At 60.8% G+C, this 25,611-nt stretch carries 24 protein-coding genes; 3 read left to right on the top strand and 21 right to left on the bottom strand.

Going from position 1 to position 25,611, the window contains the following annotated elements; translation table 11 throughout:
* Positions 1-2 precede the first annotated feature (2 nt).
* From FEZ21_RS20035 to FEZ21_RS20015, 5 genes are all read right to left on the bottom strand, one after another.
* Positions 3-887, bottom strand: a complete 885-nt coding sequence (locus FEZ21_RS20035) for an NAD(P)-dependent oxidoreductase (protein WP_160628287.1) — start codon at positions 885-887, stop codon at positions 3-5.
* Complete coding sequence (locus tag FEZ21_RS20030; RefSeq protein ID WP_003440931.1) at positions 884-2,251, bottom strand: MFS transporter; 1,368 nt, start codon at positions 2,249-2,251, stop codon at positions 884-886. The genes FEZ21_RS20035 and FEZ21_RS20030 overlap by 4 nt, the downstream gene beginning before the upstream one ends.
* Before the next feature lie 139 nt (positions 2,252-2,390).
* Entirely contained in the window at positions 2,391-3,362 is a 972-nt protein-coding gene (gene denD / locus FEZ21_RS20025) for a D-erythronate dehydrogenase (RefSeq protein ID WP_160628286.1), read from the bottom strand.
* 45 nt (positions 3,363-3,407) lie between these two features.
* On the bottom strand, positions 3,408-4,256 hold the full coding sequence (locus tag FEZ21_RS20020) for an ureidoglycolate lyase (protein WP_003440933.1): 849 nt from the start codon (positions 4,254-4,256) through the stop codon (positions 3,408-3,410).
* 113 nt (positions 4,257-4,369) lie between these two features.
* The gene (locus tag FEZ21_RS20015; RefSeq protein WP_003440944.1) at positions 4,370-5,110 is read right to left on the bottom strand and encodes an SDR family oxidoreductase; all 741 of its coding nucleotides are present in this window, start codon (positions 5,108-5,110) and stop codon (positions 4,370-4,372) included.
* Positions 5,111-5,216: 106 nt separating this feature from the next.
* On the opposite strand from FEZ21_RS20015, the gene FEZ21_RS20010 reads away from it, so the two are divergent.
* Together FEZ21_RS20010 and FEZ21_RS20005 are read left to right on the top strand one after the other, a co-directional pair.
* Entirely contained in the window at positions 5,217-6,173 is a 957-nt protein-coding gene (locus tag FEZ21_RS20010) for a LysR family transcriptional regulator (protein ID WP_160628285.1), read from the top strand.
* A gap of 116 nt (positions 6,174-6,289) precedes the next feature.
* Positions 6,290-7,570: an MFS transporter gene (locus FEZ21_RS20005; RefSeq protein ID WP_003440950.1), complete on the top strand. Its 1,281-nt coding sequence runs from the start codon at positions 6,290-6,292 to the stop codon at positions 7,568-7,570.
* A 129-nt stretch (positions 7,571-7,699) separates the two neighbouring features.
* Here the strand turns inward: FEZ21_RS20005 and FEZ21_RS20000 are convergent, their stop codons facing one another.
* From FEZ21_RS20000 to FEZ21_RS19965, 8 genes are all read right to left on the bottom strand, one after another.
* The gene (locus FEZ21_RS20000; protein ID WP_160628284.1) at positions 7,700-9,007 is read right to left on the bottom strand and encodes an MFS transporter; all 1,308 of its coding nucleotides are present in this window, start codon (positions 9,005-9,007) and stop codon (positions 7,700-7,702) included.
* Positions 9,008-9,044: 37 nt separating this feature from the next.
* Positions 9,045-10,271, bottom strand: coding sequence for an L-fucose:H+ symporter permease (gene fucP, locus FEZ21_RS19995; protein WP_010655890.1), 1,227 nt, complete (start codon positions 10,269-10,271; stop codon positions 9,045-9,047).
* Positions 10,272-10,553: 282 nt separating this feature from the next.
* The gene (locus tag FEZ21_RS19990) at positions 10,554-10,886 is read right to left on the bottom strand and encodes an L-rhamnose mutarotase (RefSeq protein ID WP_003440958.1); all 333 of its coding nucleotides are present in this window, start codon (positions 10,884-10,886) and stop codon (positions 10,554-10,556) included.
* Positions 10,883-11,659 carry an SDR family oxidoreductase gene (locus FEZ21_RS19985; RefSeq protein WP_160628283.1) on the bottom strand — a complete coding sequence of 259 codons (777 nt, stop codon included), beginning with the start codon at positions 11,657-11,659 and terminating at the stop codon, positions 10,883-10,885. The genes FEZ21_RS19990 and FEZ21_RS19985 overlap by 4 nt, the downstream gene beginning before the upstream one ends.
* Positions 11,656-12,519, bottom strand: a complete 864-nt coding sequence (locus FEZ21_RS19980) for an amidohydrolase (RefSeq protein WP_160628282.1) — start codon at positions 12,517-12,519, stop codon at positions 11,656-11,658. The genes FEZ21_RS19985 and FEZ21_RS19980 overlap by 4 nt, the downstream gene beginning before the upstream one ends.
* 24 nt (positions 12,520-12,543) lie before the next feature.
* The gene (locus FEZ21_RS19975; protein WP_003440967.1) at positions 12,544-13,821 is read right to left on the bottom strand and encodes an L-fuconate dehydratase; all 1,278 of its coding nucleotides are present in this window, start codon (positions 13,819-13,821) and stop codon (positions 12,544-12,546) included.
* Positions 13,822-13,835: 14 nt separating this feature from the next.
* A complete protein-coding gene (locus tag FEZ21_RS19970; RefSeq protein ID WP_010655886.1) occupies positions 13,836-14,684 on the bottom strand; it encodes a fumarylacetoacetate hydrolase family protein in 849 nt (282 codons plus the stop codon).
* Between the two features lie 109 nt (positions 14,685-14,793).
* Positions 14,794-15,534 carry an SDR family oxidoreductase gene (locus FEZ21_RS19965; RefSeq protein ID WP_003440974.1) on the bottom strand — a complete coding sequence of 247 codons (741 nt, stop codon included), beginning with the start codon at positions 15,532-15,534 and terminating at the stop codon, positions 14,794-14,796.
* Positions 15,535-15,771: 237 nt separating this feature from the next.
* On the opposite strand from FEZ21_RS19965, the gene FEZ21_RS19960 reads away from it, so the two are divergent.
* Complete coding sequence (locus FEZ21_RS19960; protein WP_003440976.1) at positions 15,772-16,533, top strand: FadR/GntR family transcriptional regulator; 762 nt, start codon at positions 15,772-15,774, stop codon at positions 16,531-16,533.
* Between the two features lie 9 nt (positions 16,534-16,542).
* Here FEZ21_RS19960 and FEZ21_RS19955 read toward each other — a convergent pair whose 3' ends face one another.
* The 8 genes from FEZ21_RS19955 to FEZ21_RS19920 all read right to left on the bottom strand — a co-directional run bounded on the left by FEZ21_RS19955 (position 16,543) and on the right by FEZ21_RS19920 (position 25,535).
* Positions 16,543-16,794, bottom strand: coding sequence for a hypothetical protein (locus FEZ21_RS19955; protein ID WP_010655885.1), 252 nt, complete (start codon positions 16,792-16,794; stop codon positions 16,543-16,545).
* 86 nt (positions 16,795-16,880) lie between these two features.
* The gene (locus FEZ21_RS19950; RefSeq protein WP_003440980.1) at positions 16,881-18,182 is read right to left on the bottom strand and encodes an MFS transporter; all 1,302 of its coding nucleotides are present in this window, start codon (positions 18,180-18,182) and stop codon (positions 16,881-16,883) included.
* Positions 18,183-18,229: 47 nt separating this feature from the next.
* Complete coding sequence (tcuB, locus tag FEZ21_RS19945) at positions 18,230-19,387, bottom strand: tricarballylate utilization 4Fe-4S protein TcuB (RefSeq protein ID WP_160628281.1); 1,158 nt, start codon at positions 19,385-19,387, stop codon at positions 18,230-18,232.
* On the bottom strand, positions 19,374-20,828 hold the full coding sequence (gene tcuA, locus FEZ21_RS19940) for an FAD-dependent tricarballylate dehydrogenase TcuA (RefSeq protein WP_003440983.1): 1,455 nt from the start codon (positions 20,826-20,828) through the stop codon (positions 19,374-19,376). The genes tcuB and tcuA overlap by 14 nt, the downstream gene beginning before the upstream one ends.
* Before the next feature lie 142 nt (positions 20,829-20,970).
* Positions 20,971-21,906, bottom strand: a complete 936-nt coding sequence (locus FEZ21_RS19935) for a LysR substrate-binding domain-containing protein (RefSeq protein ID WP_003440985.1) — start codon at positions 21,904-21,906, stop codon at positions 20,971-20,973.
* 117 nt (positions 21,907-22,023) lie between these two features.
* Positions 22,024-23,316, bottom strand: a complete 1,293-nt coding sequence (locus tag FEZ21_RS19930; RefSeq protein ID WP_160628280.1) for a histidine-type phosphatase — start codon at positions 23,314-23,316, stop codon at positions 22,024-22,026.
* A 150-nt stretch (positions 23,317-23,466) separates the two neighbouring features.
* Positions 23,467-24,771 carry a histidine-type phosphatase gene (locus FEZ21_RS19925; protein ID WP_160628279.1) on the bottom strand — a complete coding sequence of 435 codons (1,305 nt, stop codon included), beginning with the start codon at positions 24,769-24,771 and terminating at the stop codon, positions 23,467-23,469.
* Between the two features lie 38 nt (positions 24,772-24,809).
* On the bottom strand, positions 24,810-25,535 hold the full coding sequence (locus tag FEZ21_RS19920; protein ID WP_178092389.1) for an oligogalacturonate-specific porin KdgM family protein: 726 nt from the start codon (positions 25,533-25,535) through the stop codon (positions 24,810-24,812).
* Positions 25,536-25,611 lie beyond the last annotated feature (76 nt).

Below are 25,611 nucleotides of genomic sequence, written 5' to 3'. Positions count from 1 at the left end.
GATTATTCAGGCAATTGGTTGTGGCGGCGTAACTGGCGGATCAGCCCGGCGTGGTCGAGTTCACCGTCACCGGCTTCGATCATGGCCTGGAACAGGCCATCCACCAGGCTGCCCACCGGCAGGCTCAGGCCCAGCTTTTGGGCCTGGGCGAGGGCAGTGCGGGTGTCCTTGAGTTGCCATTTGGCCGGGCCACCGGGAGTGAAGTCGTTGTCGAGCATGCGCTGGCCGTGCTGGCGCCAGATCGGCGAATCGACAAAGCCTCCCAGCAGCGCTTCGTGAACCTTGACCGGGTCGGCACCGCCGCGTTCGGCCAGCAGCAGGCCTTCGGCGACGGTGGCGATGGTGCTGGCGACAATCAGCTGATTGACCAGTTTTGACAGCTCGCCGGTTCCGGCCGGGCCTACGTGGACCGGACGGCCCATGGCCGCCAGCACCTGGCGCCCCTGTTCAAAGGCCGCCACTTCACCGCCGACCATGATCGCCAGGCTGGCTTCACACGCCCCGCGCTCACCGCCCGACACCGGCGCATCGAGGTAGTGCAGCCCCAGGTCAGCACACTGGCGGGCCTGCTCCACGGCGCTGTCCACCGCAATCGAACTCATCACAATGACCAGCGCCCCGGGGGCCAGAACCCGCGCAGCGCCGCCTTCGCCGAACAGCACCTCATCACAGGTCGGGCCATCGCTGAGCATGCAAACCAGCACCTGGGCGCCTTTGGCCGCCAGAGCCGGGGTCGGCAGTACCTCGGCGCCATGGGCAGCCAGTTCCTGGGCCTTGGCCGGCGAGCGGTTCCAGGCCCGTACCGGATATCCGGCCTGCAACAGGTTGCGGGCCATGGGTTTGCCCATGATCCCGGTGCCGATAAACCCTACGGTCGCCAGACTCATGCTTTACCTCCTGCGGCTGCGGGGATGGCGCTGCCAATCTGCGACACCTTGTTGCGCGGCATCAGCACCATGCCCAGACCACCGGCGCCCACCAGTGCGGCGATCACCAGGAAACCCGGGGTATAGCTGCCGGTTACGGTGAACAGGTAGCCGGTCAGGTACGGGCCGACAAAACCGCTGAGGTTACCGATGGAGTTGATCAGGCCAATACCTGCGGCGGCTCCGACCCCGGTCAGCACTTGCCCCGGCACTGCCCAGAACACGTTGATGGCGCTGTACACACCCATGGCCAACAGGATGAAGCCGATGACGATGATCCACGGCTGGTTGAGCCACAGCGCGACCGCGATGGACACGGCGGCCAGCATGGCGGCACCGCCGGCATGCCAGTGGCGTTCTTGCAGACGGTCCGAACGACGGCTCCACCAGATCATCGCGACGGCGGCAACGGCGTAAGGAATGGCGGTGATCAGTCCGTTCTGCATCAGGCCGATCTCCAGCCCGAACGAGCCGCGGAACGATGCCAGCACCGTGGGCATAAAGAAGTTCATCGCGTTGGAGCCCGAGGTGATGCCGAAATACACCAGCGCCAGCAGCCAGACCTGACGGCTGCTCAGTGCCTTGAGGATCATCTGGCCTTTGGTTGGTTGCAGGCCCACCACCAGCGGTTTGTTGCGTTCTTCCTGTTCCAGGGTGCTGATCAGCCAGTTGCGCTGCTTGTCGGTCAGCCAGTGGGCATCGGCCGGGTGGTCAGTGAGGTAGAAATAGCAGACCACACCGAGAATCACCGCGGGTACGGCCTCGACAATGTACATCAGGCGCCAGCCGACGAAGCCCCAGGCATCGCCCAGCTCCATCAGGCCCACCGACAACGGGGCACCGATGATTTGCGCGATGGGTACGCCCAGGTAAAAAGTGGCGATCATGCGGGCGCGGTAACGGCTCGGGAACCACAGCGACAGCAGATAAATCACTCCCGGGAAGAACCCGGCTTCGGCGATACCCAGCAATACGCGCAGGGAGATGAAGTGCACCGGCGTCTGCAGGAAGCCCATGGCGCCGGCGATGATGCCCCAGGTCACCATGATCCTGGCGATCCAGACCCGGGCGCCGTAGCGGTGCAGCAGAATGTTGCTCGGCACTTCGAACATGAAGTAACCGAGGAAGAAAATCCCGGCGCCCAGGCCATAAATGGTCTGGCTGATACCGATGTCTTCGTTCATCCGCAGGGCGGCGAAACCGACGTTGTTGCGGTCCAGAAAGGCGACCACAAACAGCAGGATCAGAAAGGGGATCATGCGTTTGGTAACGCGTTTGATCGTCTGTTGTTCGATGTCCGAGACATCGGTGAGTGGAGTGGTCATATCGCACGGCCTCAGTTTTTTATTGTTGTGAGTAACGTGAACCTGTTGTGCAGTGTTCTGTAGGAGCAAGCTTGCTCGCGAGCTCTTCAAGATCTAAAGATCGCGAGCAAGCTCGCTCCTACAGGTTATAGGCGAGGTCTCAAACGGCAGTGTCTTCAATATGCGCGCGCACGATGGCGTCGAAATCGGCGTCGGCAGTGAAGCCCAGGGCGCGGGCGCGGGGCGCCTCGACCTTGCTCGGCCAGCTCTCGACGATGCGCTGGATGGTCGCGTCCGGTTCCCAGCGAATCAGTTTGGTCACTTGCTCACCCGCGACCCGTTGCAGCGCCGAGACCATGTCGTGAACGGTGGTGGTCACACCCGGCAGCGGGATGATCCGTTGATTGCCCAGGGTCTCTGGCGACAGGGTCATGCCCAGCAGCATTGACTCGATAATCCGCCGTGGCGAGGTCAGGTAGACCTGGGTGTCCGGGCGTACCGGGCAGACCGCAGGCAGGCCCACCAGCGGCTCGCGGATAATCGAACTGAAGAACGTCGATGCCGCCTTGTTCGGTTTGCCGGGGCGTACTGCAACCGTCGGCAGGCGCAGCACGCGGCCATCGACAAAGCCCTTGCGGGCATAGTCGGCCACCAGCAGTTCGCCCACGGCTTTTTGCATGCCGTAGGACGATTGCGGGGTGAGTACCGTGTTGTCGTCGACCACGTCGGGCAGCTCGCCACCGAATACGGCGAAGCCGCTGGCATACACAAAACGCGGGGCGTTGCCCTGTTTGCGCAGGGTTTCGAGTAACAGCATCAGGCCGTGCAGGTTGACCTGCATGCCCAGGTCGAAGTCGGCCTCGGCAGCCGAACTGACCACCGCTGCCAAATGCCACACCAGGTCCACGCCGTCGGTGACCCGGGCAATCACTTCGGGGTCGGCTACATCGCCGGTCACCAGTTCGATACGCGGGTCGAGGGGGAGGTCTTCACCGGCAAAGGTGTCGAACAGCACGATGCGCTCGATCGCGCGGGGGGCCTGGCCTTCAAGCGTCAGGCTGTTGAGGTCGAGCAGGCGTTGGGCCAGTTGTTTGCCGATGAAGCCGGTACCGCCAGTGATCAGAATCCGCATGTGTTGCTCCTGTTTCTTATGATTATTTTCAAGGCCTGCTGTGGGTCAGTCAGCCTGTACCGTGCGCTGGCGTTGCTCGCCGAGACCGCTGATGCCCAGGCGTATTTCCTGCCCGGGACGCAGATACACCGGTGCCGGTTTTACCCCCAGGCCCACGCCCGGCGGAGTGCCGGTGGAGATGACATCCCCCGGTTGCAGGGACATGCAGCGGCTCAGGTAAGCAATCAGGGCCGGGATCTGGAACACCATGGTGCGGGTATTGCCGTTCTGGTAGCGCTGTCCGTCGACCTCAAGCCACAGGTCAAGCTGGTGCGGGTCGCTGATTTCGTCGCGGGTGACCAGCCACGGGCCGAGGGGGCCGAAAGTGTCAAAGCCCTTGCCCTTGTCCCAGGTGCCGCCACGTTCCAGTTGCCACTCGCGTTCGGAGACATCGTTGATCACACAAAACCCGGCCACGTGGTCCATGGCATTGTGTTCATCGATATTGCGTCCGCCTTTGCCGATTACCACGCCAAGCTCCACTTCCCAGTCGGTCTTGGTCGAGTCGCGGGGGATCTCGACGTTGTCGTTGGGGCCGCAGATGGCGCTGGTCCATTTACTGAACACCACCGGTTCCGATGGCACGTCCAGGCCCGACTCGGCGGCATGATCGGCATAATTGAGGCCGATGCAGATGAACTTGCCGACCTGTCCGACGCAGGCGCCAATGCGTGGCGAACCGCTGACCAGCGGCAGGCTGCAAGGGTCGATTTTGCCCAGGGCGGCCAGGCTTGCGGCATCCAGTGCCTGGCCGGCTACATCGGCGATGTGTGCCGACAAATCGCGAATCTTGCCCTGGGCATCCAGCAGCCCCGGTTTTTCCTGACCTTTCTCGCCGTAGCGCAGCAGTTTCATAAAAACTCCTTCATCCAATAAGAAAAACGGTGCCTGCAGGAGCGGGCTTGTTCGCGAGCGTTTTCAAGCCAGAGCTCGCGAGCAAGCTCGCTCCTACAGAGGATTTATGCATTTCAGTTACTCATCCCGCCATCAATCACCTGGGTGGTGCCGGTGGTGTAGGCGCTGGCGTCGCTGGCCAGATACAAGGCCAGGCGGGCGACTTCTTCGGCGGTGCCGATGCGGCCCATGGGCTGGCGGTCGACGAATGCCTGATACACCTCGGCTTGCGTACGGCCCTGTTCCAGCGCCTGTTGGGCAATGCGCTGGCGCAAGGACGGCGAGTCCACCGTGCCGGGGCAAATGGCATTGCAACGGATACCCTGGCGCACGTAGTCCGCGGCCACCGATTTGGTCAGGCCGATAACTGCGGCCTTGCTTGCGGTGTAAGCAAAGCGGTTGGGTACGCCTTTTACGCTGGAAGCCACCGAGGCCATGTTGATAATGCTGCCACCGCCCGCGGCCAGCATGCCGGGCAGGAAGGCGCTGATCATGCGGTACATGGCCGTGACATTGAGATCGAAGGAGAACTGCCAGGCCTGTTCGTCGCAGTCCAGCAGTGCGCCGCTATGAACGTAACCGGCGCAGTTGAACAGCACGTCCACCGCTCCGACCTGCTGGCAGACGGCAGCGATGGCCGCAGGTTGCGTCACGTCCAGTTGCAGCACGCGGATCCCGGGAATGTCCTGCAGTGCCTGAATGTGCAGGTCGGTGGCAATGACCTCGGCGCCTGCATCGCGGAATGCGAGCACCGATGCCAGTCCGATTCCCTGAGCCGCAGCGGTGATCACTACGCGTTTATTGGCAAGGTTCATGGGCGGTTTCCATTGTTTTTATTTAGCGCGACCGGTTCACCCTAATATTGCTTCTCGATAATCGCCAATGAGATATTCTTAAGTCTCAATAACCGGAGGTTATCGGATGGCTGATGTCGGATTTAATCAACTGTGCAACTGGCTGCGCTATCGCCATTTGGTGCTTATAGACACCCTGGCGCGCACGCAAAACATGCATGCCACCGCCCATGAAATGAACATCAGCCAGCCCGCGGTGAGCAAGATGCTGCGGGAGATCGAGCACCAGCTGGACTTTGAAGTGTTTGCGCGCTTGCCACGCAGCATGTCGCTGACCGATCTGGGCAGTCATGTGGCCCGGTTTGCCCAGATCGCATTGAATGACACCGGGCAGTTTGTCGGGCAGATCAATCATTTGCGCCAGGGCGGCCATGGCCTGCTGAAAGTCGGCACCATCTACGCCGCCACGGCTTTGGCCGTTCCGGCGGCCATTGTGCGGGTCAAACAAGACTGGCCGCTGCTCACCTTGCAGGTGCTCGAGGGCACCAGCGCCAACATGCTGGCCATGCTCGAACACAAGGAGCTGGACGTGGTGGTGGCCCGCTTTACCCTCGACCGTCATCGCGAACTGTTTGATTTTCAGGCCCTGGCGCCGGAGCCGCTGTGCCTGGTCACGGGCAGCCAGCACCCGCTGGCCGGGGCCAGCGAAGTACCGCTGGCTGATCTGGGCAGTTGGCCTTGGGTGATTTACCCCACGGGCACGCCGATGCGCATGCGGGTGGAGCAGGCCTTTGTCGAAGCGGGCATGCAGACCCCGGAAAACACGGTAGAAACCGTGTCGCTGCAAACGACCATGCAACTGCTGCAAACCACCCCGACGGTGGCGATGCTGGCAGAGTCGATGGTGGAGCCGGAAATCCGCGCCGGGCGCTTGACCCGCCTGGCGCTGCCGTTTCCGCTGGTGCTGGCCGATTACGGGGTCATTACCCGGCGCAACGAAGTAGCGCAATGGTCCGCGAAAGCCTTTATCGATGCACTTTTGAGTGGCCCGGATGCTCTGCGCGGTCCCCACCAGACGCCTTGATAACTCGAGGTTATTAGTCGATCGAATCATGTGATTGGGCAGTAACCGGGACGCCAACTACAGTGAGCAACGCTCCACCTGTCGGGCAGGAGCGCAACCGCTCACGAGAGGCGTGCATGAAAACAATAAAAACCTACAAAAACCTGACGATCTTTTTCCTGTTCCTGATTGGCGTGGTCAACTACCTGGACCGCAGCGCCTTGTCCATTGCCAACACCACCATCCAGCACGACCTGGCCATCAGCCCCATGCAGATGGGGGTAATGCTCTCGGCCTTTTCCGTGGCCTACGCCTTCTCGCAGTTACCCCTTGGCGCCTTGATCGACAAACTCGGCAGCAAACTGGCGCTGGGTGGATCCCTGGTGGTGTGGTCGGTGGCGCAGGCGGCATTCGGCCTGTTCAGCAGCTACGGGCATCTGGTGGGGCTAAGGGTATTACTGGGGATTGGCGAAGCTCCGGTGTTTCCTTCGGCGGCCAAGGCCTTGTCCGAATGGTTCGACACCCAGGAACGTGGCACGGCCACCGGCTGGGTCTGGTCATCGACCTGCATCGGGCCATGCCTGGCGCCACCATTGCTGACCGTATTCATGGTTCATCTGGGCTGGCGCGGGATGTTCATCCTCACCGGTGTCATGGGGCTGTTGCTGGCGGTGTGCTGGTTCAAATTCTACAAAAGCAAAGCCCAGTACATGGCTGAGACGGGCCGCGCCGAGCCGGTGGCGGTGCAACAGAAAAAGGCGCCGAAGGTGGCCTGGACCTCACTGTTCAGAGACCGCAACACCTGGGGTGCGTTTCTCGGATTCATGGGCGTGATCTACATGATCTGGCTCAACCTCACCTGGTTGCCCGGTTACTTTGAGCGCGAACACGGCCTGGACCTGTATCGCACGGCGTGGGTGGTATCCCTGGCCTATCTGTTCGGCGCGCTGGGCACCATCGTGGCCGGCAAGTGCTGCGACCGTCTGGTGGCGCGCGGCATGCGGGTGCTGGCCAGCCGCAAATTGATGGTCATCCTTGGCTTGCTCGGCGGGGCGCTGTTCACCCTGATCGTCGCCTTCACCACCAACGTTGTGGCCTGTGTAGTGCTGCTGTGCCTGACCATGTTCTTCATTAACATCTCCAGCGCCACCGCGTGGATGATCGTCAACACCATCGTGCCCTCGGAGCGGGTGGCGTCGTTCGGCTCGATCCAGAATTTCGGTGGTTATCTGGCGGGCTCCGTGGCGCCGATCCTGACCGGCTTCAGCGTGCAGCAGAGCGGCTCTTTTTCCACGGCGTTCGTGATCAGCGCGGTGGTGGCGGTGTGTTCAGCATTTGCCTACTTCGCGCTGCTCAAAGAGCCGGGTGTACCCGTAGAACCGCGACTCAAGCCTGATGGCGCACCGGCAGCGGCCTAAAAGCGAACTTCTGCAGGCGCGAGCTTCTTGTCGGAACGAGCTTCTGTAGGAGCGAGCTTGCTAGCGAGCTCTTCAAGGGCTCGCGAGCAAGCTCGCTCCTACAGGGGGGGCAGGGGGGTGGGTGGGTTTTTAACCCGGTGACTGCACCGTCTGAGCGCCGTCGGCCTGCTTGCTCGCCCTTGCCGAGCGCATCAACATCAAGGCTCCCAGCAACGCCATAGCGGCCAGGAAGTACATGCCCGCATGGGGGTTGTTGAAGTGTTGCTCAGCCCAGGTCTTGACCGTTGGCGCGAGGAAGCCGCCGAGGTTGCCCAGGGCGCCGATCACCGCAATCCCGCTGGCCGCTGCCGCACCCCCCAGAAAACGGGTTGGCAAGGTCCAGAACAACGGTTGCACCGTGATAAATCCGGCTGCCGCGACACAGAACGCCAGAATTACCAGTGGCAAGCTGCCGCTCAAGGTCGAGCCGACCATGCCCACCGCTGCCAGTGCCAGCATGATTGCCGCGAAGCGGGTTTGCTGGCCTTTGCGGTCGGCATGCCGGGTCACGGCATACAGCATGATCACTGTGGCGATCCACGGGATCGACGTCAGCAGGCCTACCTTCAGGCCAATGCCGGTGCCCAGCAGCTCGGCGATCCGGGTCGGTAGATAAAACAGCACGCCATACACGCTGACCTGAATCGTGAAGTAGATCAGGGTGAAGTACAGCACCTTGGGGTTGATCAGCGCGGCGCGCCACGAAGACGGGCCTTTGTTGGCTTTGAGCTGTTGCTCTTTGTCCAGCTCGTGTTCGATGGCAGCCTTTTCATCGTTGCTCAACCACTTGGCGTCCCGGGGTTTGTCGGTCAGGTAAAAGAACGCAAACACGCCGATGACCGAGGCCGCGAGGCCTTCGGTGAGAAACATCCATTGCCAGCCGGTGAGGCCGAACTGCGCGGACTCCAGCAGCCAGCCCGACACCGGGCCGCCCACCATCAGCGACACCGGCACCCCGAAGTAGTAGATGCCATAGGCCGAACCGCGCTGGTTCTGCGGGAACCAGTAGGTCAGGTACAGCACCACCCCCGGCGACAGGCCGGCTTCGGCCACCCCCAGCAGAAAGCGCAGAATGTAGAAGCTGGTTTCGTCGTGGGCAAACATCATCGCCGCCGACACCAGGCCCCAGGTGACCATGATCCGGCTCAGCCAGATACGCGCGCCGACCTTGTGCAGCATCAGGTTGCTGGGTACTTCAAACACCGCATAGCCGATGAAGAAAATACCCGCGCCCAGCGCAAACGCGGCGTTGCTCAGGCCGGTGTCTGCCTGCAAGGCGTGTTTGGCAAAGCCGATGTTGGAGCGGTCGATGATTGCCATGGCAAACATCAGTGCGACAAAGGGCAGGATGCGCCAGCGGATTTTGCTGAGTGCTTGTTGCAATACGGGGTTGGACATGAAGTGCTCCGTTTGTTTTTTTTATGGAGTACAGCAATCAGATTTTTTTCAGGGCCGCACGGGCATAAGCTGCGACGATCACAAAACAGCCCATCGGCAACAGATAAGCCACGGCAGTGGACGAGTGGTCGGCCACCAGCCCCATCACGTAGGGCAGCAACGCACCGCCGACAATGGCCATGATCATGAACGAGCTGCCGCGCTTGGTATGCGCGCCCAGATTCTTCACGCCCATGGCGAACAGGGTCGGAAACATGATCGACATAAAGAAGAACATCGCCACCAGTGCCACCACCGAGACGCCTTCAAACCCCAGCACCACCACCACGCAGAGTGCGACGTTGATCAGCGCGTAAATCAGCAGCATAAGCTGGGCATTGACCCGGCCCATCAGCCAGGTGCTGAAGAAGCGGCCGAACATAAAACTGAGCATGGCCACCGACAGCAAATACGCGGCTTGCTGGCTGCTCATCTGCGCCCAGTGTTCGGTCACGTAGTTGATGAAGAACGCGCCGACGCCGACCTGCGCGCCGACATAGAAGAACTGGGTGATGACCCCGGTGACGAACTCGCGGTGCTGCCACAGGGTTTTGGGGTTGTGCTGCTGAACCTCGGCTTCCTGCTCGCGCAAGTCGGGCAGCGGGGTACGGGCAATCAGCACAGCGACCAGTAACACCATCGCGGCAATGACCAGATAGGTCATTTGCAGCGATTGCGTGGTGTCGGCGCTGTTGGCGCCGCTGAAGAACAGTGCACCGCCAATCAATGGACCGAAAAACTGCCCCAGGCCGTTGAACGATTGCGCCAGATTCAAACGTCGCTCAGCGCCCGCAGGTGAGCCCAATACCGTGGCATAGGGGTTGGCGGCGGTTTCCAGGCAGCCCAGGCCGCAGGCAATCACAAACAGGGCGAACAAAAAGAACTGAAAGCTCTGCGCGGCGGCGGCCGGCATGAACAGCAGGGCGCCTGTGGCGTAGAGACACAGACCGAGGAGGATACCCGCCTTGTAGCCGTACTTGTCCATCAGCAAACCGGCGGGCAGGGCGATCAGAAAATACGCCCCGAAGTACGCGCTTTGCAGCAAGCCCGATTGCGCCTTGCTGACGTGCAGGGTTTCCTGAAAGTGCTTGTTCAGCACGTCCAGCAGGCCATAGGACAGGCCCCATAGAAAGAACAGGCAGGTCACCAGAATCAGTGCCCAGCGATAGGACGTAACCCCACGGACAATGGGCGGTGCTGCGACGTTCGAGTGCTTGAATGACATGGCGCATCTCCTTGTTATTGTTGTTAGAGCGTTGTATCTGCCGGCATGAATCATCGAATCACCTGTAGGAGCGAGCTTGTCTCGCGATCTCTTGATCTTGAAAGCTCGCGAGGCAAGCTCGCTCCTACAGGGTTATGTGAGGCTGAAAATCCGGGTCATTGGTGCCTACTTCTCTGTCTGTTTTTTTTAGAGCGTTGTATCTGCCGGCATGAATCACCGAATCATCTGTAGGAGCGAGCTTGTCTCGCGATCTTTTGATCTTGAAAGCTCGCTCCTACAGGGTTATGTGAGGCTGAAAATCCGGGTCATTGGTGCCCACTTCTCTGTCGGTGGTGTCCAGGGCGTAGGTTGCTGAAAGCGCCACATCAGTGCTTCCCATTGCTGCACGTTGGGGTCGCTGGCAGCGGCCTGTGCAAACGCGTCGCTACTGAACTGCGGGCCGGTGTCCATGACCATGAACAGCCGTGTACCCAGGCGCCAGATCTGCATGTCCAGTACGCCATGGCGGTGCAGGTGGGCGCTGATCTGTGGCCAGATCCGTTGATGCAAGCGCTCGTATTCGGCAATCAGCGCCGGGTCGTCGATCAGGTCCAGGGCCAGGCACTGGCGGTTCATGTCAGCGCCCGGTCGAGGTGGGTGTAGCCGCCATCCACCACCAGCCATTGGCCAGTGGTGTGGGAGGCGCGTGGCGACAACAGAAACAGCACGCTGTCGGCGATTTCTTCGCTGGTGGTCATGCGTTGGCCGAAGGGGATCTTTTCGACGATGCTCGCCAGCTTGGCCTCGGAGTCGGCAAAGCTGCTGATCCAGCGCTCGTAGAGCGGGGTCATGACTTCGGCCGGGATCACGGCGTTGACCCGTATGCCATCAGCCAGTAAAGAGGTGGCCCATTCCCGGGTCAGCGACAGTTGCGCACCTTTGGCCGCGGTGTAGCCGCTGGTGCCGCCTTGCCCGGTGAGGGCAGTCTTGGAACTGATATTGACGATGGAACCGCGGGTGGCCCGCAGCGCGTCAACGCACAGGTGGGTCATCAGGTAGTAGTGGATCAGGTTTTTTTCCAGGGATTCGACGAACGCCGAACGCCCGGCTTCAAGCCCCACGCTATCGTTGACCCCGGCGTTATTGACCAGTCCGTCGATGCGCCCGAAACGCTGCAACACGCTGGCGACGGCGGCGCGGCAGGCGTCTTCATCGCGCAATTCAACCTGGATGAACAGACTTTGCGCGCCATGCTGATCCAGTTGCCGCGCCAGTTCATCGGACAGCGGGCTGTGGCCGAAAATCACCGGGATCGCACCTTCGTCAGCCAGGCCCAAAGAGATGGCTGCACCGATGCCCGAGCCACCGCCGGTAACGATAAAAACCTTGTCCTGCAGATAAAGATTCATTGCTTCACTCCTTCAATCCCGTAAATGGCGCAGGCATTGCCACCCCAAACCGCTGCTTGCTGCGGCGCACTCAAACCCTGCAGCGCGCTGTTGACCAGGCTGCAGGTATCGGCGTATTGGCTGGCCAGCAGGCACACCGGCCAGTCCGAGCCAAACATCAGGCGCTCGGGGCCGAACAGCTGCAGTGCGGTGTCCAGATAAGGCATCAGTTGTGCGCTGTTCCAGTGTTGCCAATGGGCTTCGGTGATCAACCCCGACAGTTTGCAACTGACATGAGGCAGGGCGGCCAAGGGGGCGAGTTGCCGGGCCCAGGTTGGTAAATCGTTGGCCTGTACATCGGGTTTGCCCAAGTGATCGAGCACCATGGCGTGCTGGTCGTGCTGTTGGCACAAAGCGGTTGCAGCGGGTAAATCCGCAGCCTTGATCAGCACTTCATAGACCAGCCCCCGGCGTTGCAAGGTGTTCAACCCCCGGTTAAACGCCGGGTTTTGCATGAATTCGGCCGGCGCGGGTTCGTCTTGCAACTGATGACGAAAGCCTCGCAAGGCCGGCGCTTGCGCCCAGCGTTCCAGCGACTGTTCAAGGTCGGCGGCGCACAGGTCGACCCAGCCCACCACGGCGTGAATCCACGGGTAGCGTTCAGCCAGTGCCAGTAACTGATCGGTCTCTGTTTCGCAGGCCCGGGCTTGCACGGCAATGCAGCCGTCGAGCCCGGCTGCGTCCAGCAACGGGCGCAGATCAGCGGGCTGGAAATCCCGGCGCAAAGCGCTCATGTCACGGCCGATCCAGGGATAGGCCGCGGCGTCATAGCGCCAGAAGTGCTGGTGTGCATCGAGCCGTAGTGAGGGTGAGGACGACATTGTTATTGTGCTCCGTCCGTTGGTTTAGCCCCGATAGCGGTACTGTTCGCGGGACGCGGCTTTCATCTGGATCGAGAACCCCGGCGCCTGTGGCGGCATATAGGCCGCGTTGCGAATCACGCACGGGTCTTCAAAGTGCTCGTGCAAGTGATCGACAAACTCCACCACCCGACCTTCATGGGTGCCGGCCAGACACAGGTAATCGATCATCGACAGGTGCTGCACGTACTCGCACAGGCCAACCCCGCCGGCGTGCGGGCACACCGGCAAGTTGTACTTGGCGGCCATCAGCATCACGGCCAGCACTTCGTTGACCCCGCCCAGGCGGCAGGCATCGATCTGCACCACATCAATCGCTTCACGCATGATCAGTTGCTTGAACACGATGCGGTTCTGGCACATCTCGCCGGTGGCCACTTTGACCGGGGCCACACCGAGGCGGATCTTGCGGTGGCCTTCGACGTCGTCCGGGCTGGTGGGCTCCTCGATAAACCAGGGGTTGGCGAACGACAGTTCACGCACCCAGTCGATCGCGGTATCGACTTCCCAGACCTGGTTGGCGTCGATCATCAACTGGCGATCCGGGCCCAGCACTTCACGGGCAATGCGTACGCGGCGAATGTCGTCCTGCAGGTCGTGACCGACTTTGAGTTTGACGTGGGAGAACCCGGCATCGACCGCTTCCTGGCACAGGCGGCGCAGCTTGTCGTCGGCATAGCCCAGCCAGCCGGCCGAGGTGGTGTAGCAGGGGTAGCCGTTGGCTTCGAGCAGTGCCAGGCGCCCGGCTTTGCCGTGGGCGCGTTCGCGCAGCAAGGTCAGGGCTTCGGCGGGGGTGATGCAGTCGGTGATGTAGCGGAAATCAATGCAGCGCACCAATTGCTCGGGGCTCATGTCTGCCACCAGGCGCCATACCGGCTTGCCTTCGGCTTTGGCCCACAGGTCCCAGGCGGCGTTGACCACGGCGCCGGTGGCCAGGTGAATTGCACCCTTGTCGGGGCCGATCCAGCGCAGTTGGCTGTCGCTGGTGACGTGGCGCCAGAAACGCCCCATGTCTTCGGCGATCCACTCCAGCTTCAAGCCCACCAGCAGGCTGGCCAGGGCCTTGATCGAAGCGCAGCAAATTTCGTTGCCGCGGCCGATGGTGAAGGTCAGGCCGTGGCCTTCCAGACCCGGGGTATCGGTTTCGAGAATCACATAGGCGGCGGAGTAGTCCGGGTCCGGGTTCATCGCATCCGAACCGTCCAGGGATTGCGATGTGGGAAAGCGAATATCTTCAACACGTACGGCGGTAATGGTGGTCATGGCGCAGCTCCCTGTCACTCGGCATTCACGGTGCGTTGGTTTTGTTCCCCAAGGCCGGCGATGCCCAGGCGGATTTGCTGGCCGGCGCGCAGGTACACCGGCTCGGGCTTGATGCCCAGGCCGACCCCGGGCGGGGTGCCGGTGGAAATCACATCACCGGGTTGCAGGCTCATGAACTGGCTGAGGTAGCTGATGATTTTCGGGATCTGGAAAATCATCGTCCGCGTGTTGCCGTTCTGATAGCGCTTGCCGTCGACTTCCAGCCACAGGTCGAGCTGATGCGGATCGGCGATTTCATCCCGGGTGACCAGCCACGGGCCGAGCGGGCCGAAGGTGTCACAGCCTTTGCCTTTGTCCCAGGTGCCGCCCAGCTCCAGCTGGAACTCGCGCTCGGACACGTCGTTGATCACGCAGTAACCGGCTACATGCTCAAGGGCGTCGCTTTCGCTGATATAGCGCCCGCCCTTGCCGATGACCACGCCCAGTTCGACTTCCCAGTCGGTTTTACGGGAATTGCGCGGGATTTCGATATCGTCGTCGGGGCCGACAATGGCGCTGGTCCACTTGCTGAACACCACCGGCTCAGCCGGGATGGCGGCGCCGGTTTCGGCGGCGTGGTCAGCGTAGTTGAGGCCGATGCAAATGAACTTTCCGACCTGGCCGACGCAGGCGCCAATGCGTGGCGAGCCTTGTACCAGCGGCAAGGTCGATGGGTCGATCTCTTGCAGGCGGGCAATGCTTTGCGGGCTGAGGCTGTCGCCTGCGATATCCGGGATTACGGCGGACAAGTCGCGCAATTGACCGTTGTTATCAAGCAGGGCGGGACGTTCCTGGCCTTTGTTACCGATGCGCAGCAGTTTCATGAAAATTCCTTTATCAATTATCAAGTCCCTGTAGGAGCGAGCTTGCTCGCGAGCTTTTTTCAAGATCAACAGCTCGCGAGCAAGCTCGCTCCTACAGGTGTGGAAGGGGCTAGTTGCTCCAGCCGCCATCGATGATTTGTGCGGTGCCGGTGGTGAAGCCGCTGGCACTGGAACCCAGATACAGAGCCAGCTGGGCGATTTCTTCGGCGCTGCCGATGCGGCCCATGGGCTGGCGTGCAGCGAAGGCGGCGTACACCTCGTCGACACTGCGGCCTTCGCGCAGGGCCTGTTCGCTGATGCGTTGACGCAGGGAAGGGGAGTCGACAGTGCCGGGGCAGATGGCGTTGCAGCGGATGTTCTGGCTCACAAAGTCAGCCGCCACCGAACGGGTCAGGCCAATCACGGCACCCTTGCTGGCGCAGTAGGCAAAACGGTTGGGCACGCCTTTGACGCTGGATGCCACCGACGCCATGTTGATGATCGAACCGCCGCCGTTACTCAGCATGCCCGGCAGGAAAGCGCGGATCATGCGGTACATGGCGGTGACGTTGAGGTCCAGGGCGAAGCTCCAGTCTTTTTCGCTGCACTGCAGGATATTGCCGCTGTGCACCACACCCGCACAGTTGAACAACACATCCAGCGGGCCAAGCTCACTGGCCAGGCGCTCGATGGCACCGGCATCGGTAACGTCTAAAAGAACAGGGTGTGCGCCTTCGAGGGCGTCGAGGGCGGCGGCATTGATGTCGGCGGCGAATACTTCAGCGCCAGCGGCGAGGTATGCCTGGACACTGGCCAGGCCAATGCCCTGGGCGGCGGCCGTGATCAGCACGCGTTTGCCGGAAAGATCCATAGATGCTCCGTATTGCAGTTCATTATTTTTATTTTGGCCCAATGGTCAGGCCATTGTGGGCGTAGCAAATGGCAAAACCACGCAGTATCGGGATAAGGTTTGCTATGATCGCTTTACGTTATCCGTTCAATGGTCAGGCCATTGGGCCTTTTGTAGCATGCACCTCAAGCATCAACAAGCGTCTTTTTTCCCCAAAAGTGCTCGTCGAACGCTGTCCAGACCAGAGCTTATTTCACGATGCCATTTCAAGTAATTGATAACCAAAGACTTTATCGACAGATCGCCGATCAGTTGCGGGCCTTGATCGACAGCGGAGAATTTCCGCCGGGCAGCCGTTTGCCGGCCGAACGCGAGCTGGCCAAGTTGCTGGGGGTGAGCCGGGCTTCTGTGCGCGAGGCGATGATTGCGCTGGAAGTGATTGGTCTGGTGGATGTGCGTGTGGGTAACGGGGTGCTGGTATGCGAGCCGCCGGTACAAGCGGTATCCAATGAACCGGTGATGGCCCAGGTTACGCGCAACCAGTGGAAAGAACTGGACCCCGAGCTGGGTATCGAGGTGGATTTCAGTGCCGAGATCCCGCCCTTCGCCTTGCTCCAGGCGCGCCGTCTGATCGAACCCGAAGCCGCGGCGCTGGCGGCGGTGAATGCCAGCGATGAAGAACTGGCAGGCATCCGCGAAGCGTTCGAGCGCAACGTGCAGGACAACCGCCAGGACTCGCACACCCATCCCGGTGATCGCCTGTTCCATATCCGCATCGCCCAGGCCTCGGACAATCCGGCCTACGCGCTGATGATCCAGCACCTGCTGGGCCATCGTTACGGCAGCATGTTCCAGCGCCTGCAAAGTCATTACGGCTCAGGTGACATGCCCCATCGTTCCGAAGATGAGCACCGGCGAGTGCTGCAGGCGCTGGAGCAGCATGACCCGGCCGCTGCGCGGCAGGCGATGGCGGAGCATCTGGATGAAGTGATCCGGATTTTCAGTCGCAGCGCTCAGTAAGCGCCGTGATCACAGCCAGGATTCGCTGATACGCCGGTCCAGCTCTTCCAGATCAGCCATGCCCAGTACCCGGGTGGTGTTCAGGCCGCGCAGATAGCCCCTGAGCTGATTTGCGGTAGAGCGCACGACGTCCACAGGTGCATGTTCGTCGTGCAATGCCTCTTCATACACCACCAGGTATTCAGCTACCCGGTCGCGAAATTCAGGGAGTACTGCTTCACGGATACGGTCGAAAGTTCTGAGCTTTTGATTAGTGTTCAAGTTTCCCCCTGTGGGAGTGTTGTTATTAGATGCGAGCTCAATGTATCTCACGTGAGCGTATCTACACAGGGGGCACGGCTATTTGCTTATGCCGCGTTGAGCACCGGCGCTTTATGCTGACGATAGAGCGCCATCGTTGCGCAGAACCCGCAGAAGGCCGCGAACATCAGCCAGAACGCAGGTGATGCCTTGTCTCCGGTGGTTTGCACCAGGATGGTCGAGATAGCCGGGGTAAAGCCACCGAACAACGCGGTAGCCAGGCTGAAGGCCAGAGAGAACCCCACCACCCGCACGTTTTGCGGCATGACTTCGGTCAGGGCCGCCACCATTGCGCCGTTGTACAGACCAAAGAAGAACGAGAAGTACAGCAGCACGATGAGCAGCCGTTCAAAGCTCGCGGCCTCGGCCAGCCAGTGCATGGCCGGGTAGGCGGTCAGCATGCACAGCAGGGAAATGCCCAGCAGCAAGGGCCGACGGCCGATCTTGTCGGAGAGCGCACCGCCAATGGGCAACCAGATGAAGTTGCTCAGGCCGACGAACAGGGTCACCACCAGACTGTCGGTGGTGCTCAGGTTGAGCACGGTTCTGCCGAAGGTCGGGGTATAGACCGTGATCAGGTAGAAGGTGGTAGTGGTCATGGAAGCCAGCAGGCCGCCCGCCAGTACGGTCCGCCAGTTATCACGCATGGAGCGGAACACTTCACGGGTACTCGGGTGGTGGCGTCGGGCTTTGAAGTCTTCGGTTTCTTCCAGCGAACGGCGAATGACGAAGATGAACGGGATAATCGCGCAGCCGATGAAGAACGGAATGCGCCAGCCCCAGGCGGCGATTTCGGATGCCTCCATATAGGTATTGATCGAGTATCCCAGAGCGGCGGCCAGAATGATCGCCACCTGCTGACTGGCTGATTGCCAGCTGGTGTAGAAACCGGTACGCCCGGGTGTGGCGATTTCAGCCAGATAAACCGAAACACCGCCCATTTCTGCACCCGCAGAAAATCCCTGCAGCAGCCGTCCCAGCAACACCAGAACCGGTGCGGCAATGCCGATGCTGGCGTAGCCCGGCACCAGTGCAATCAGTACCGTGCCCGCGGCCATGATCGACAGCGTTACGATCAACCCTTTACGCCGCCCCACTTTGTCGATGTAGGCACCCAGAATGATGGCGCCCAGCGGGCGCATCAAAAAGCCGGAGCCAAAGACTGCAAAGGTCATCATCAGCGAGGCAAATTCGCTGGTCGCCGGAAAGAAGGTCCTGGAGATATAGGTGGCGTAAAAGCCGAACAGGAAGAAGTCGAACTGTTCGAGGAAGTTACCGCTGGTGACCCGCAAAATGGCGCCCAGCTTGGACCCCTTTTTGCGGCTTGTTTCTGTTGTTGTTTTCATCATGGCTACCGTCTTGCTGGATATTGTTATTGGAATGAGTGCTTCTGGTGTCAGTCGCTTGCCGCGTTGATCGGGTTTGGCTGGCGCTTTTCGATGGCGTATTTGAGCAGTGCTGCGCTGCGGAAGATGCCGTGGGCAAATTTGCTGTACGGCATGGTCAGGAAGAACGCCATGACCAGGCCGAGGTGGATCGCCAGAGCCAGCCCCAGGCCGCTGGTTTCACGCAGGGCGAGTAACGCCAGGCCGCTGGCACTGATCAACAGCAGCAGTGCGATAAAGCCGCGGTCCATGGGTTTTTGCTGCTCGTCGCCCTGATCCGGATGACGGCGCAGGTTCAGCCACAACAACCCGGCGGGGCCGACCAGCAGGCCAAGCCCACCGACAATCCCCAGCATCACGGGCAGGCTGAACACGGGATACGGAGCCGACCAGTGCAGGACAAAGTGATAGAGGGTGGCGACGCCGGTCGCTGCGAAGCACAGCAGGAAGCCGTAGAAGGTCAGGTGGTGGAAGCGCCGACGCCACAGGGTGAAAGCGTCGTCGCTATTGTTGCAGCCCTCGCCATGCCCGCCGTCCAGATACTTGAGCCGGGCAACGTTGGACGTCGCTTCAAGGGCCGCTGAGGTTTTAAGCCCCAGGCTGGCACTGGCAGGTGATACATCGCGCCAGAAGCGGCGTACGCCCAGGGTCAGGGCAAGCACTGCAAAGCCGAACACCGGCCCGAACATCAATGCCAGTGTGTTGTGCGGGAAAATTCCGTAGAAATTGCCCCCGGGCATAGCGGTAAAGAGATTGCCCATCACCAGCAACATGAGGCACAGAAATAGCGTCAGCCCCGCCGCAGTGGCCAGAGCCAGGGTCAGGCCGTTGCGCTGATACAAAGTGCCCAGGGCCTTGGGCCAGGCGTATTCGGCGTAGGTGTCCAGGCGTACCTTGGCCATGGCCTTGGGTATATTGATTGCGAATTCGTGGGGAGCTGCGTATTGGCAGGCATGCAGGCACGCACCACAGTTGTGGCAAAGATTGGCCAGGTAGTGGATATCGGCCTGGCCAAACTCAAGACGCCGGGTCATGGCCGGAAACACCGCGCAGAAGCCCTCGCAGTAACGGCAGGAGTTGCAGATCGCCAGCTGGCGCTGGACTTCGGTTTCATCAAGGTTCAATACCGGGATCAATTCGCCGGATGCCTTGGGATCAAACAGTTGCATGTCGAGATTCCGATATCGTGGAGGAAGGGCCATAGCCCACGGAGGCGGCGGCCTGGACGCCGGCAATACGCCCGAACGCAGTACCGATGGCCATGCCGATACCCGCGGTGTAGCCCTTGCCCAGCACGTTGCCGGCCATCATTTCGCCGGCAACGAACAGGTTGGGGCTGGGCTCGCCATTGAAATGCACGGCAGCGGTTTCGTCGGTGGCAAGGCCCAGATAGGTGAAGGTAACGCCCGGTTTGAGCGGATAGGCATAGAACGGTGGTTGCACCAGCGGCCGTGCCCAATGGGTTTTGGCCGGGGTCAGCCCCCGGGTGTGGCAATCGTCCAGTGCGGTGTGGTCGAAGGTGCCGACGTGACAGGCCTGGTTGTAGTCCTCCACGGTTTTCACGAACGCAGCCTGGGGCAGTTGCAACTGGCGGGCCAGATCCTCAAGGGTGTTGGCCCGGGTACCGGGGAAGACCGGCGGCATGAAGCGACCGATGGCTTGCTGGTCGATGATCGAGTACGCCTGCTGACCCGGTTGACCCGCCACCAGCCGTCCCCAGATGGCATAGCGCTTGGGCCAGAAATCTTCGCCCTCATCGTAGAACCGCTCGCCGTCACGGTTGACGACCACACCCAGGGATACGCAATCGATACGCGTGCAAATACCGCCGTCATACAGGGGGGCGCGAGCATCAATGGCGACCATGTGCGCCTGGGTCGGATCGCCGATGCCATCAGCACCGTGATCAAGCATGCGCCGCAGCAGGATACCGGTGTTGAACCGTGTGCCACGGATCAGGAAGTTGTCCGAAGGCCATTCCCCCCGTTCATTCTGCCCCCAGGCTTCGCGCAGCCATTCGCGGTTGGACTCAAAGCCGCCAGCTGCCAGTACGCAGGCCCGGGCTTCAATGCGTTGCGCGGCCACGGCCTGGCCATCGACCTCATGGGCGCCAATGTGGGCGGCGATAAATTTGCCGTCCTTGAGCTCAATGTCGGTCACTTGCGTGTTGTAGCGGATCTCGACGCCCAGGCGTTCGGCACTGCGGAAATAAGCATTGACCAGGGCTTTACCGCCGCCCATGAAAAAGGCGTTGGTCCGCGCCACATGCAGCGCGCCTGATAGCGGTGGTTGAAAATGCACGCCGTGGGAGCGCATCCAGTCGCGGCAGGTGGACGACGCGCGAATGGCGATTCGGGCCAGCTTCTCATCGGTGATACCGCCGGTGACCTTCAGCAGGTCTTGCCAGTATTCCTCTTCGGGATAGGCATCGATCAGCACATCCTGAGGAGCATCGTGCATGCAGCGCAGGTTACGCGTGTGTTGTGAATTGCCGCCTCGCCATACCTTGGGCGAGGCTTCAAGCAGCATGACGCTGGCGCCGGCTTCCCGAGCCATCAGTGCGGCACACAGGGCTGCATTGCCGCCACCTATGATGAGTACATCGATCATTATTTCTCCTCGGTTCCCAAGGCAGCCGGAGCAAAGTGCGCCTTGCAAAGGAGGGAGAAGGTAGGTGACAGCGCAAAGCGCCGAAAGACGGGATTCGACGCGGGGTGTTTAGTTTTATTAAAGGGTTGGCCGGTTCGGGTTGCTAGCCGCTGGCGGTTTCAACCAGGGTTGCGCCGGGCCACTGCTGATCGAGCACCAGTTTTTTTGCCACCTCTACCATTACCAGCCGCGTGGCCAGCGCCGCGGGGGACAGTTCGTCATCGGCCAGGGTCGCCAGAAGATTACGCCGGCCCACATGGGGATCAGTGATTTGCACCAGTGAAAGCCCGGACTCACCTTTAAGCGCCGCTGCCGCGCCGGGTTGAATCGTGGCGGCATGCCCGGCCCGCACGGCGTTCATCAAGATTGCCAGACCGTCGACTTCCATTACGATATTGGGGGTGATCCCCGACCGCTCAAAGGCCGTCATCAAGGTTGAACGCAGTCCGTGTTGCGAACTCGGCATCACCAGCGGCAAGCCCCCCAGATCGGCTATCTGCACGCCATCACCGCGAGGAGCATTGGGCAATTGGGGTGAGGCGATGACAAACAGCTTTTCATCCAGCAGGGGGGTGATGCTCCAGCGCTTCCCGCCTTCGAGCTGAAACAGGATGGCCAGGTCGATCTGGCGGGCATTGAGCTGCGTGGCCAAGTGGCCCGACAGCATTTCCACCAGATGCAACTGAATGTCCGGATAGCGCTCACGCATCGCATTGATCAAGGGCAGCGCGAGCACGGTAGCCGTGGTCGGGGCCAGGCCGACGCTGACGTACCCGCTCATACGGCCGCGATGGGCAGCCATCACGGCGTTTTCCGCCTGACGCAGGGTCAGTTGGGCGTGATGTAAAAAGGCAACACCGGCGCTGGTGGGGGTGACGCCGGTGGAGGTGCGATTCAGCAGGCGGGTCGACAGCTCGTTTTCGAGCCTTGAGACTTGCTGGCTCAGGGCCGAAACCCCGACCTCCAGCTCCAGGGCGGCACGTCCAAGACTGCCCAGTTCAACAATCTTTACGAAATAGCGCAGTTGCCTCAACTCCAAACGATACCGCTCCCCTCAAATGCTGATTCAGACGCCGGGAAATGCCTGGCGAGTCGCGCCGCTATTGTGCCCATCCCGGGTTCAACGCAGAAAGCGACTTTTACCCCAGGCCGCCGGTTATTGGAAGCTGTAAGGCGTGAGCGCGGTCGGATCAATGTTCTGATCGACTTTCAGCAGCGCCTCTTTGAGCGGGCACAGCAGGCCGACGCTGGTTTTGCGGCAGTCTTTGGCGCTGGCGAAATCACCCTTGAGCGGTTTCTCGGCGCCGTCCAGCCGGGTCAGGTTGCGGATCTGATCCATCGACTGGGCTTCAAAGGCGATGCGCAAAAAGTACTCGCCGGTTTTGACTTCCCGGTAACGCTCGAACTGCAGGGTGCCCACCGGCGGGATGTTGTTTTCCAGATAGTCACCCAGTTTCCAGCCGAAGCCGAGCATGGTGCGCAGGTACGAGATGTTGGTGTCATGGGCCACCAGCAGCATCAGCGGTACATCGGGCGGGGTGCCTGGGGCATCTTTTTTGGCGAAGGAGGTGCCTTGCTTGAGCTCCAGGGAAATCTGGTTCATCAGCTCGGATGCGCCACGGCTGGCGATATAGGGGATGTCATTGAGGAAGTCGTACTTGGCTTTGGTCAGTACCATCAGGCTCGACACTTCGGCCGGGGTGCGGGCATTACCGAAGGCGACCTTGTCCAGCGGCAGGCCCTGGCTGTACTCCAGGCGGAACACTTCGCCCATGTTGGCCCCGGCGCTCAGGCCCTTGATCGAGAAGCGGCCCTTGGCGTTTTCTTCGAGCACCCAGGGCTGTTTGCCGTACGGGCAATCAGCACCCGGCAAGCAGGCCACTTCCCGGAGTTTTTCTTCATAGGGTTTGTAGCGTGCCTGGGCGGCTTCGATGCTGCCCCCCATGGCTTTGAATATGCCGGCCTTGGCTTTGTCCGGGTCGAGTGCGGCAAATGGCATTTCATTGGCCTGGAACAGGGCGTCCTGTTTGCCTGCAACGTAGGTCGGCTGGAAACCGCAACCGGGGAACATGCCGTCGAGCAAGGCCTGGGCCGTGGCTTTGGTGCGTTGCAGGGGACTGGCATGGACCAGCAGTTGGCTGGCGTCCGGGCAGCCTTTGGGGATCAGCCCGGCAGTGCGCAGCACCTGGCCCCGGTAGCGGCCCATTTCCACGGCGCCGGTGTAGCCGTGACCGGTCAGGTTGCCCAGGGGCACCAACCAGATCGGCCATTGGCGTTGGGTGACGCTGGTGAGCAGTTTTTCATTGGACTCGGTAGGCGGGCGGACTCCGTGGCGGCTGACCTGTACCACTTTATCCAGGACGTAGCCGTCACTGGATGGCGTTTGGGCAAAGGCTGGCGGGCTGAGCATGCCGGCCAGCAGCAGGCTGGCATAGAGCGAGGTCTTCATGGGTTTTCCTTTTAGTCTTCCTGGACACAATGGGCGCAGAGTCTAGTCGGCTAATGACTCAAGTACGGTGAATCCTGTAGTCGCTGCCAAAGGTTGCGATAAGGGCCCAAGGACCTTCGTCTCTGTCCGGCCCCATCGCAGCCTGCGGGTTTATGGGTAGCGCGCTGTGGTCATCGCTGTGCGGTCAATGGCTTTGCTCAGGTTGCTGGCAAAACTCTCCAGCGGGCACAGGGTGCCAACCGCGGTTTTCTTGCAGCCGGGCTGTTCGAAGTCCACCTGCAGCGGCGCGTTGTTGCCGGTCAGCGGGGTCAGGTTGCGGATCTGATCCGGTGACTGGGTCACGAAGGTGGTCCTGATGAAGCGTTCGCCACTGTTGGTATCGCGATAGCGTTCAAAGGCCAGGGTGCCGGTGGGCGGGATGTTGCCGGGCTGGTACTCGCCCAGGGTCCAGTGAAAACCGAGCATGGTGCGCAAGTGCGAGAGGTTGGTGTCGTGGGCGACAATCACCAGTAACGGGGCTTTGGGCGGATTGCCCAGCGGGTCGGATTTTTCCAGTGCGGTGCCTTGTTCCAGTGCCAGCAGCAGCTGGTTCATCAACTGCGAACCACCGCGTTTGGCAATGTGCGGCGTGTCATTGACGAAGTCGTACTTGGCGCGGTGCAGTCGGGTCAGGGCCATCACCTGTTTGGCGTTGGCGGCATGGCCGAAAGCGACTTCGGACAAAGGTTTGCCTTCGCTGTATTGCAGGCGAAAGGTTTCGCCCAGGGATGACGCCTTGTCCAGGCCCTTGATCTTCAGACGCCCCTCATCATTCTGTTTAAGCACCCATTCGGCTTCGTAGAACGGGCATGGTTTGCCTTCGATACAGGCTGCGGCCTTGAGCAGGTCCAGGTCCGGTTGCAGTCGGGCCTTCGCCGCCTGCAGGTCACCGCCCAGGGCCTTGAGGATTTCACCTTTGGCGATCACCGGATCGATGCGGGCAAAGTCCATCTTGTCGGTCTGGAACAGCGGGTCGAGTTTTTCCGCGCTGGCCAGGGCCTTTTGTCCGCAGCCGGGGAACATGCCGTCGAGCAATGCGCCAGCGGTGGCGCGGGTACGCTGTTTGGGGCTGGACAAGGTGTACACCGTGGCGGTGTCCGGGCAACCCGCCGGGAGCAACCCGGCCTGACGATAGTGCCCGGCCTGCCAGGCGCCCATCAGGCTGGCTGCCAGATAGCCGTGGCCGGTGAGTTCGCCGTCACGCACCAGCCAGGTGGGCCACTGGCGCCGGGTGGCGTCCACCAGTTTTTGCGTGTCGGTCTGCGGGCGTACGCCGTGGCGGCTGACCTGCACGGCTTTTTCCAGTACGTAGTGGCCGTTGTCCTGGGCGTGGGCAATCTGGGGGGCGCTGATGCTCAGGGCCGCCGTCAGCAGCGGGCCGCTGAGGCGAAAAAGGGCCGAAAGAGAAACGTTCATTCACAGTCTCCTGGAGGGGGTTGCAGGGGGGCGCGCGATCAGAATTTGTATTTAAAGCCCACGCGATAGCGGGCCTGACGCTCGTCGGTGTCTTTGTCGACGTACACGTCGGCCACTTCAAAGTAAGGAATAAACCGGTGGGTCACTTTGTAGTCGATGACGAACTTGTTGCTGTAGTTACGCTTCTTGCCGTCAAACGCTATCTGGTTGCTGTAAATCTCTTTGCGCGCTATGCCGATGGACATCCGGTCGGTTCGGTACTTGCCGCCCAATGACCAGACGTTGTCCCTTTTGCTTTCCTTGCCGTCATCTTTATAGGTGGTGACCTTGTAGTAGTAACCGGGGATCACGGAAAAACTGTTGTTCAACTCGTAGGGGAACTTGAACGCCGGTTTATAGGACTTTTTATCCTTGCCCTGGGAGTAGGTGAACTTGGGTTTGAACTTCAGGCGCTTGGTGAGTTTGTGTGAATACTTGACCTTGCCTTTCAGGGAATCCTTGGTCATGTGTTCAAACGGCTGGCCGGGCTGACCGTTTTCCTTGACTGCGGGGCTGGCAACCATCTGGAAGGAGAACGCCAGGCCATTGTCCAGGGCCTGGGTGATCATCACCTTGTCGGTGTGGTCGCGATCCTTTTCGTTGTACTGATGCTGGTAATCCAGATCCAGTGCGTGGGACGCAGTGGGCATCAGCATGAGCGCGCCTTCCAGTGCGGTGAAGCACAGGGCGGCGATCAGACCGTTGTAGCGACCGGGTTTGCACACGTGTGCATTCCGCGGCGAAAAAAAAGATGTGTTCAGGGCTTCATTCAATGGATAGGTCATCTTGTTTGCTCGTTTA

Source organism: Pseudomonas sp. 9.1(2019) (assembly GCF_009910445.1).
GTDB lineage: Bacteria > Pseudomonadota > Gammaproteobacteria > Pseudomonadales > Pseudomonadaceae > Aquipseudomonas > Aquipseudomonas paraversuta.
Note: the sequence above shows the minus strand (reverse complement) of the source record. Positions and strands in the feature narration are given on the sequence as shown.